The following is a 1,995-nucleotide window of genomic DNA, read 5'->3' as shown; positions in this document are numbered from 1 at the left end:
TATCCAAATTTGGGTAGGTAGGCGTAACTATATATTGCTCTGGAAGTTGGCAGGCGGTGATGATAGGCACATTAGCATCAGGGAAGCTGTATTTTGATAAATCCCCACACTCAACCCACTTTACTTGCTGACCTTCTCGGCCAAGACCATCGCTTGGCGCTTTCGAGAATTTGGACACCAGCCAGACATCGAGCAGCACTTGCTTGTCACCATAGTCATGAGAAATCTGAATCAACGGTCGCAGTGCGCCAGCCTCTTCAGGATCGAACACCAGGCCAAGTTCTTCCTCCAGTTCTCTGGCTAAAGCAACAGGAAGCGTTTCACCACTTTCGACCTTGCCGCCTGGAAACTCCCATAAGCCGCCTTGATGAACCTCATCAGGACGCTTAGAAATCAGGATCTCTCGGGCACCGGCAGCAGATGTTCTCTCTATGACGCCAACGGCCACATGAACTATTTTTGATGACGACATAAGCCCCTTTACAAAAAAACGGCCCATAAGCTTTACAGCTATGAGCCAGATAATAATTCAAAAAAGTGTATGCTTTATCTAGAAATAAAGCTTAAGTCCGGTATTCGGCATTAATCGTCACATAGTCGTGAGACAAATCAGTTGTCCATACCGTTTCTTCAACACTGCCACGCGCTAAGTCGATACGTATGGTGATCTCTTCTTGATCCATCACTGCCTGACCGCGCTCTTCAGTATATTCGGCACACTTCTCGCCTTGATGAACAATCCTGACATCACCCAAGTATATCTCGACCAAGCTCAAATCAAACGCCTCAATCGAAGCCCGGCCCAAGGCGGCCAGAATACGACCCCAATTCGGATCGCAGGCAAATAAGGCGGTCTTAATCAAAGGAGAATGAGCAATGGTGTAAGCCACTTCAAGTGCTTCTTCAGTACTTTTAGCCTGCTCAACCTGAACCGTTACAAACTTGGTGGCACCTTCGCCATCACGCACGATCAATTGCGCCAGCTCGACCAAGACATCACTTAAGGCGTCTTTAAGGGCTGGAAAATCAGCATGAGACTTATCAATCAAAGGTGCTTTTGACTTGCCTGTCGTAAACAGAATACAAGAATCGTTTGTCGAGGTATCGCCATCGACAGTAATTCGATTAAATGAGGCCTCAGCAAGCTCCTGCAATAATTCATCTAGCAAAGCTTGAGGCACGCTCGCATCACATCCGACATAGGCCAGCATGGTTGCCATGTTTGGCTTAATCATGCCCGCGCCTTTACTGATGCCATTAATACGAACAGTCTCGCCTGCGTAGCTAATTTCAGTCGACACACCCTTGGGTCGAGTATCGGTTGTCATAATACCTTCGGCCGCATCGGCCCAAGCATCACCTTTTAACTGAACTTTAGCCTGAGGAATTGCCGCTACGATCTTCTCTATAGGCAGTTTTTCACCAATAACACCGGTTGAAAAGGGCAACACTTGTTCTCGCGCAACACCAAACTGTTCAGCTATAGCAGCACAACTTTGCAAAGCATCATCCATACCCTGCTTACCCGTGCCTGCATTGGCATTACCGGTATTCACCACTAAATAGGCATTTGAAGCCTGAGCAAAGCTACCTGTCGCCAAGTGCGCTTTACAGAGCTGAACCGGTGCAGCGCAAAAAGCATTCTTTGTAAAAACGCCTGAACAGGTGCTCCCCTGAGCCAGCTCGATCAAAACCAGGTCTTTACGACCCTCTGTTTTGATACCAGCCTCAACAACACCGATACGCGCACCGTCTATGTCAAAAAAGGCAGGTAAATCACCCTTACCAACAGCCATAATTCCTTCCAATTAAAATATTTACTAACAGTAAGGCTATGAAACCTTACCGTGGCACTGCTTATACTTCTTGCCCGAGCCACATGGGCAAGGCTCATTACGCCCTACTTTACGGCCTTCTCGCGTCACAGGGGCCTGCTTTTCTTCAGCCGCCGGAGCCGAGCCACCTTCACTACCGGCTGCATTGGCATCTGCATGT

Annotated in this window: 3 protein-coding genes; all 3 read right to left on the bottom strand. The window is 48.2% G+C overall.

Annotated features, from left to right (window positions below; all coding sequences use genetic code 11):
• A partial coding sequence (locus tag A3761_RS02240) for an NUDIX domain-containing protein (protein WP_156491509.1) occupies positions 1 to 472 on the bottom strand: 472 nt, incomplete at its 3' end.
• A 91-nt stretch (positions 473 to 563) separates the two neighbouring features.
• On the bottom strand, positions 564 to 1,796 hold the full coding sequence (gene argJ / locus A3761_RS02235; protein ID WP_068516350.1) for a bifunctional glutamate N-acetyltransferase/amino-acid acetyltransferase ArgJ: 1,233 nt from the start codon (positions 1,794 to 1,796) through the stop codon (positions 564 to 566).
• A gap of 36 nt (positions 1,797 to 1,832) precedes the next feature.
• Positions 1,833 to 1,995: SEC-C metal-binding domain-containing protein (locus A3761_RS28385; RefSeq protein WP_231881122.1), on the bottom strand; the 163-nt coding region annotated here is incomplete at its 5' end.

It is taken from the genome of Oleiphilus sp. HI0123, from assembly GCF_001635315.1.
This window is presented reverse-complemented; position numbering and strand designations above follow the sequence as displayed.